Genomic DNA, 6283 nt, shown 5'->3' with positions numbered 1-6283 from the left:
CTCTTACTTGCGATTTCGGCACTCTTACTTGCGACTTCCACTCTCTTACTTGCGAATTCGGCACTCTTACTTGCGACTTCCACTCTTTTACTTGCGGCTTTCATACTTGCTTGCGACTTTAGCACTTTTGCTTGCGACTTTCACTCTTTTACTTGCGGCTTTGGCACTTTTACTTGCGACTTTGGCACTCTTTCTTGCGACTTCCACTCTTTTACTTGCGACTTTGGCACTCTTGCTTGCGACTTCCACTCTTTTACTTGCGACTTCCACTCTTTTACTTGCGACTTTGGCACTCTTTCTTAAAACTTCCACTCTCTTCCTTACACCTCTCACCACTCTTTCTTAAAACTTCCCCACTCACCGCGAAACCCCAAGCTGCTTTCTCACCTCTTCCAAAGTTGGCAAGGTTCTGGCGCGCGCTTTTTCTGCTCCTTTTGCAAGAATGGCATCTATTTGCTCCGGGTTTGCCATTAATTCATTATATTTTTTGCGGGGTTCTTCTAAAAAGCGATTCATGACATAAAACAATTCCTTTTTGACTTCTCCCCATCCGACGCCATTTTCGTATCTTTTACGCATCTCTTCTGTTTCTTCCACGCTTGCAAACTCTTTATACAAAGTAAACAGAATAGACGTTTCTGTTTCTTTTGGCGCTTCTGGAGGCAAGGAATCTGTCTTGATTTTATTGATAAGCTTCTGCAATTTTGTTGGCTCTTCAAAAAGCGGGATCGTATTATGATAGCTTTTGCTCATTTTTCGGCCATCTAACCCTGGTAAGATGCTCGTGTCATCATCCACAATATATTCTGGCAATACAAAGGTTTCGCCGTATTGATGATTAAAGCTTTCGGCAATATCTCGTGCAATTTCCACATGCTGAATTTGGTCTTTGCCGACAGGCACCATATTTGCCTGGAATGCAAGAATATCAGCAGCCATTAAAATTGGGTACGTAAACAGCCCCATGTTTACACCATCATCTATATCTTTTCCTGCTAGTTTATTACTGTCGACAATTCCTTTATAAGCATGGGCCCGGTTCATCAGCCCTTTTGGAGTAAAACAAGCTAAAATCCAGTTCAACTCAAAGATTTCGGGAACATTGGATTGGCGATAAAAAATCACTTTTTTCGGATCTAATCCAAGCGCTAACCATGTTGCCGCAACTCCATATGTCAATGTTCGAAATGTTTCTCGATCATGAATTTTCGTTAATCCATGATAATCTGCGATAAAATAAGCCGCCTGATCCTCGTCATTTTCCGCTAGCTTTAAAGCTGGCTTAATGGCACCTATATAATTACCTAAATGAATCTGGCCCGTTGGCTTAATTCCAGTTAAGACGATGTTTTTCATTTTCTGATCCTCCTCTTATATTTTTAAAGCAACACAAAAAGGGCTACCCATCCTGTAAATAAGGACGAGTAACCCGTGGTGCCACCTTTATTCGTTTATAAAAATAAACGCACTTATCCGTACAGAAACAAAGCCGTTTCTTATACTTTGTCTTTTTTAACGGTAAGACATTCCGCGCAGCCTACTATTTGTTCAGCTTTGTAGCTCCGAAGCCCATTCAGCAATCAATCCGTACTGATTCGCACCAACCATCAGCTCTCTTTACACATTTCCATTGCTTACTCTTCTTCCTCATCGCTCTTTTATATTAGCTATATAGTAAATTATATGGGAAAAAAGGTCAAGAGTATTTCACTCTTGTTAAATGATTTTATGGATTGCCAATTCCAGATGGCACGAAGCGGAGCCAATGGCTTAAAAACGTACAAAAAATCACTTTTTTTTACTTGATATGGGAACAAAATTTTTTCAAAGGAATATAAAATTGCCTCTTGAATTTCCGAATTGTATCTGTTAGTATCTTTATAAAGTTAGTACTAACTTGATAAATTTGTTTATAATGTCTTTATATATATGCTTTGATTGGAATCAGTAGTGCCTATTTCCCTGTTATTAGAGAGTCAATGGTTGGTGTAAATTGACACAAAAATAGACGCGAATTACCTCCAGGAGCATTCTTTGTGAAAGAATTTTATTCCATTAGCGAAGAACGGATGAGCCGTTACCCATAATGAGTGGAGGAATAGTCAATATTCTTCAATTAGGGTGGTACCACGTGCATAAAAGCAACCACGTCCCTTTTTTTAGGGGCGTGTTTTTTTGTTTTTTTATCATTAATTTAACGAAAGGAGTAAGAAAGATGAGTCCATTTATTGAACAGTTAACAGTTGACCAGAAAAAAGAAATGCAGAGGCAACTAGATGTCTATCGTCAAGGCGTGCAAGATATTATTCCGACGGAAGAACTAGCAGAAAAAATCGCAAAGTCACTTGTGACAAATACCCCGTTAAAAGTAAAGCTCGGCCTTGATCCATCTGCTCCAGATGTTCATCTCGGCCATACAGTTGTACTGAATAAACTGCGCCAATTCCAAGAAAACGGGCATACGATTCAATTAATCATCGGTGATTTCACCGGCAAAATTGGTGATCCAACTGGAAAATCTTCTGCTAGAAAACAGCTAACAGATGAAGAAGTGAAGGAGAATGCGAAAACGTATTTTGAACAATTTGGCAAAGTATTGGACATGGAAAAGGTCGAACTTCATTATAACTCTAAATGGCTCTCTTCCCTTTCCTTCGAAGATGTCATTGGACTGGCCGGAAAAATAACAGTTGCTCGTTTACTAGAACGAGATGATTTTGAAGAGCGGTTAGCATATGGAAAATCGATTTCCTTGCATGAATTTTTTTACCCGTTAATGCAAGGATATGATTCAGTGATGTTAGAGGCAGATATTGAGCTTGGCGGAACTGATCAGCATTTTAATATTCTTATGGGACGCCACTACCAAGAGAAGTTTGGGAAAGAAAAGCAGATTGCGATATTAATGCCCCTTCTAGAAGGGTTAGATGGTGTTGAAAAAATGTCGAAATCGAAGAAAAACTATATCGGCATCGATGAAAGCCCATCTGAAATGTATGGAAAATCAATGTCTATCCCTGATCCATTAATGAGCAAATACTTTGAGCTTATTACAGATATTGAGCTTGCTGAAATAACGCAAATCAAGAAGGATTTACATGCTGGTTCTCTTCATCCTAGAGACGCTAAAATGCTGTTGGCAAGAACGATTGTCCGGATGTACCATGGAGAAGAAGCCGCCGAAAAAGCAGAGCAGCAATTCATCACTATTTTTCAAAAAGGCTCCTTACCAGATGACATTCCGACCATCCATTGGACTGGAAAAAATCCTGAATCGCTCATCCAGCTTCTAGTTGACTTAAATCTATTAACTTCCAAAAGTGAAGCAAAGAGGATGATTCAAAATGGAGGAGTTCGGATTAATGGAGAAAAGGTTGAGGATACGGAACTTGAGGTCACAATCCCTAATGAAATAATTATCCAAGTTGGAAAAAGAAAATTTGTAAAGTTGCTTGGATAATATACAGGAAATGGGCTAGCAACTAGCCCATTTCCACTAATTACGAGCTTACTGTTTCGCCCCCATTTACATGGAGGACTTGCCCTGTTACAAAACGAGAATCATCGGAAGCTAAGTAGACAAACGTTGGAGCTAATTCAAATGGCTGTGCTGCTCTTTGCATTGGGTTATCAGTACCGAAAACGGCAACTTGGTCAGAAGAAAAGCTAGCTGGAATTAACGGTGTCCAAATTCGTCCTGGTGCTACTGCATTTACTCGTATTCCATCTTTAATAACGCTTCTCGCAAGGGCACGAGTGAAACCGACATTTGCTGCTTTTGTAGCAACATAATCAATTAACAGTGGTTCCCCTGCATATGCAACAACAGAAGCCGTATTAATAATGCTGCTTCCCGGCTTTAAATGAGGAAGTGCTGCTCTTGTTGTATAAAAGTGGGAGTAAATATTAACCTTGAATGTATTATCAAATTGTTCATCTGTGATATCCGTTAATTTCGCCTGTTGAAATTGAATACCGACATGGTTACAAAGAATATCCAACTTTCCAAACGTTCTTACCGTTTTCTCCACAATGTCAATGCATTGCTTCTTTTTCCGTAAATCTCCTGGCAATAAGAGACATTGCTGCCCTAATTCTTCGATTCTTCTTTTCGTACGATTTGCATCCTCGTGCTCATCTAAATAAGCAATCGCCACATCTGCCCCTTCTTTTGCAAAGGCAATCGCAGCAGCTGCACCAATTCCACTGTCTCCCCCTGTAATTAACGCCACTTTCCCTTTTAGCTTTCCACTTCCTATGTAGTGGTCATTTTCGATAATCGGTTTGGGAACCATATAGCTTTCTAACCCTGGCTGACGGAGCTGTCTATTCTCAGGAAAATTAATCGGAATTTCTTCATACTTTGTTACTTTTCCGTAATTCGGATAGAGCGGATATGGATTGGTTTGCTTATTTGCTTCAAAAAGTTCTTGGATTTCGGTAAGCTGGATATGCTTTTCCGATTGATGATTTCGTTTTTCTAATAATTCATAATATGCTTCCGGAACTTGATACATCGAATCTCTCGGATCATTCACATAAAAGGACATACAGACCCCTCCATTTATTAGTAGTAAATTATCCTATGTTACGCTGCTATTTTGGTGCCTAATTATTTACTATGCAAAAAAGGGAAAAGCTCTCTTTTTAGGAAGTCTGAATACGTTAAAGGAAGGAGGGGTATTGAATGAGATATGAATTTAATCCAAAACTAAAATTATTGCTCATGAAACAATCAAAAGATACGGTTAACATGACGTATATCAATCATAAATGGCCGATGCCAAAAACAACGATGAGACCACCTTATTATAAAAAGCCGATTTATGAAATGCATTTTCCGAAGCTTTGAAGGTATCCAAACTTACTAATCAACCATTCTCCAATAAAAAAGATTGGGAATAATTTTTTATTGGAGAATGTTCGTTGACTGGAGTCTCTTGAAATGCAATCAAAACTTTTCATTCTATCTCAGATATTATCTTCTTTAATAAATCTACTGGTAAATCATAGCTTAAACGGCCATTAAGGGTATTATGTAATTCAATTGTCACCCCACTCGCTTCCTCTTTACTCTTTTTTATTCTTAAGACCATTCTAGGATCCTTATAAACTTCTACAGCATCTAATTTTTGATTGATTGTATGTTCCCCATATTTTTTCTCCAAGTCAGAAAACCTCCTCTTTTACTTCACTTATTTTGCGTTTAAAAGCAGCCCTCGTTTGCCCCCAAAAAATAAGCACAATGCCGATAACTTGGAAAATATCCGGACGATACGCTGTTAATACAATGTCCATAAAAATCGCAACTGCTGGATCGATAAACACGAGAACAGCAATAGATCCAGAAGATAGTTTCGGCAAGCTGCTGAAAAATAAATAATACACGAAGCCAGTATGGATAATTCCTGTTAATAAAATATAAAACCAGTTTTCCCCTGTTAGATGAAGAAAATAATCCCATTTTACAAAGGGAAGGAGCATAATGATGCCGACACTTGTTTGAATAATGGTTGTTATAACGGGGTTTAGCTTAGCAATTTTCTTCCCTGTCAATGTCGTTAACGCATAGAATAGCGCAGCCCCAAAAGCCCATGGCAATCCAGCAGACATCAGCTCATCAATAGACAGATAATCCTGCATTCCCCCGACCAATAACGTTCCGATAAAGCAAATAATAACCGTTAGCATTAATTTAAACGTAATCCTTTCTCGATAAAGAAAGCTTCCTAATAAAACGACAAGTACTGGTGCCAAATGATAAATCGAAACGGCAACTGTTACAGACATATGTTCAAAGGAACGGAAGAAAAATACCCAGTTCACGACAAGAAATACGCCACAAAGCACACTATAGCCAATCTCCTTTTTCTCTATCTCTTCCTTTTTTCTCTTTGAAAAAAGATAGACAATACTTAGCACCACACATGCACAAATACACCGAATAAAAACCAATTCAATAGATGGCAAATTCGCTTTCGCGGAAAAATAGCCAATCGAACCAAATATCGCCATCGATAATGCAAATTTCACTGTTGCGTTCATACTCTTCCCCCACTGCTGTTTTCACACTGCTAGTATTTTTTGCTTATTACTCTATCATATAGAAAAGTGTAGTGTTAATAAATACGATAGCACGCTCTTTTTCCCTTATTTAGTAAATTCTATTAAAAAGTAACAACAGTGATATGATCCTAAATCCTGATTTATTGTCCAACCCTCGCAACTCTCTAAAAACAAAGTAAGTATCCGCCGGTAGAACCGGCGGTTTTAATTTCGCCCT

7 protein-coding genes and 2 other annotated features are annotated in these 6283 nt (G+C 38.5%); of the genes, 2 read left to right on the top strand and 5 right to left on the bottom strand.

Features of this window, described 5'->3' with window-relative positions; all coding sequences use genetic code 11:
• Positions 1-87: 87 nt before the first annotated feature.
• Complete coding sequence (locus ADJ83_RS21770; RefSeq protein WP_048719087.1) at positions 88-312, bottom strand: hypothetical protein; 225 nt, start codon at positions 310-312, stop codon at positions 88-90.
• Between the two features lie 45 nt (positions 313-357).
• Complete coding sequence (locus tag ADJ83_RS21765; protein WP_031539906.1) at positions 358-1356, bottom strand: tryptophan--tRNA ligase; 999 nt, start codon at positions 1354-1356, stop codon at positions 358-360.
• A gap of 57 nt (positions 1357-1413) precedes the next feature.
• Positions 1414-1660, bottom strand: a binding site (T-box leader).
• 265 nt (positions 1661-1925) lie between these two features.
• Positions 1926-2158: a binding site (T-box leader), on the top strand.
• A 57-nt stretch (positions 2159-2215) separates the two neighbouring features.
• Between ADJ83_RS21765 and tyrS the strand changes: the two genes are divergently transcribed.
• Positions 2216-3460: a tyrosine--tRNA ligase gene (tyrS, locus tag ADJ83_RS21760; protein ID WP_048719084.1), complete on the top strand. Its 1245-nt coding sequence runs from the start codon at positions 2216-2218 to the stop codon at positions 3458-3460.
• Between the two features lie 40 nt (positions 3461-3500).
• Here tyrS and ADJ83_RS21755 read toward each other — a convergent pair whose 3' ends face one another.
• Positions 3501-4550: an SDR family oxidoreductase gene (locus ADJ83_RS21755; RefSeq protein WP_396953884.1), complete on the bottom strand. Its 1050-nt coding sequence runs from the start codon at positions 4548-4550 to the stop codon at positions 3501-3503.
• Between the two features lie 137 nt (positions 4551-4687).
• On the opposite strand from ADJ83_RS21755, the gene ADJ83_RS25945 reads away from it, so the two are divergent.
• A complete protein-coding gene (locus ADJ83_RS25945) occupies positions 4688-4852 on the top strand; it encodes a hypothetical protein (protein ID WP_192840967.1) in 165 nt (54 codons plus the stop codon).
• A gap of 109 nt (positions 4853-4961) precedes the next feature.
• Here ADJ83_RS25945 and ADJ83_RS21750 read toward each other — a convergent pair whose 3' ends face one another.
• The gene (locus ADJ83_RS21750; RefSeq protein ID WP_031539902.1) at positions 4962-5168 is read right to left on the bottom strand and encodes a hypothetical protein; all 207 of its coding nucleotides are present in this window, start codon (positions 5166-5168) and stop codon (positions 4962-4964) included.
• Position 5169: 1 nt separating this feature from the next.
• On the bottom strand, positions 5170-6045 hold the full coding sequence (locus tag ADJ83_RS21745; RefSeq protein ID WP_031539901.1) for a DMT family transporter: 876 nt from the start codon (positions 6043-6045) through the stop codon (positions 5170-5172).
• Positions 6046-6283: the final 238 nt, after the last annotated feature.

The sequence above is a fragment of the Bacillus sp. 522_BSPC genome, from assembly GCF_001076885.1.
Lineage (GTDB): Bacteria > Bacillota > Bacilli > Bacillales > Cytobacillaceae > Niallia > Niallia hominis.
Note: the sequence above shows the minus strand (reverse complement) of the source record. Positions and strands in the feature narration are given on the sequence as shown.

What these genes read in the sequence shown, in the direction of transcription:
- ADJ83_RS21745 (WP_031539901.1), bottom strand. Translation starts at nt 6,045, where the DNA reads ATGAACGCAACAGTGAAATTTGCATTATCGATGGCGATATTTGGTTCG.
- tyrS (WP_048719084.1), top strand. Translation starts at nt 2,216, where the DNA reads ATGAGTCCATTTATTGAACAGTTAACAGTTGACCAGAAAAAAGAAATG.
- ADJ83_RS21755 (WP_396953884.1), bottom strand. Translation starts at nt 4,550, where the DNA reads ATGTCCTTTTATGTGAATGATCCGAGAGATTCGATGTATCAAGTTCCG.
- ADJ83_RS21765 (WP_031539906.1), bottom strand. Translation starts at nt 1,356, where the DNA reads ATGAAAAACATCGTCTTAACTGGAATTAAGCCAACGGGCCAGATTCAT.
- ADJ83_RS25945 (WP_192840967.1), top strand. Translation starts at nt 4,688, where the DNA reads ATGAGATATGAATTTAATCCAAAACTAAAATTATTGCTCATGAAACAA.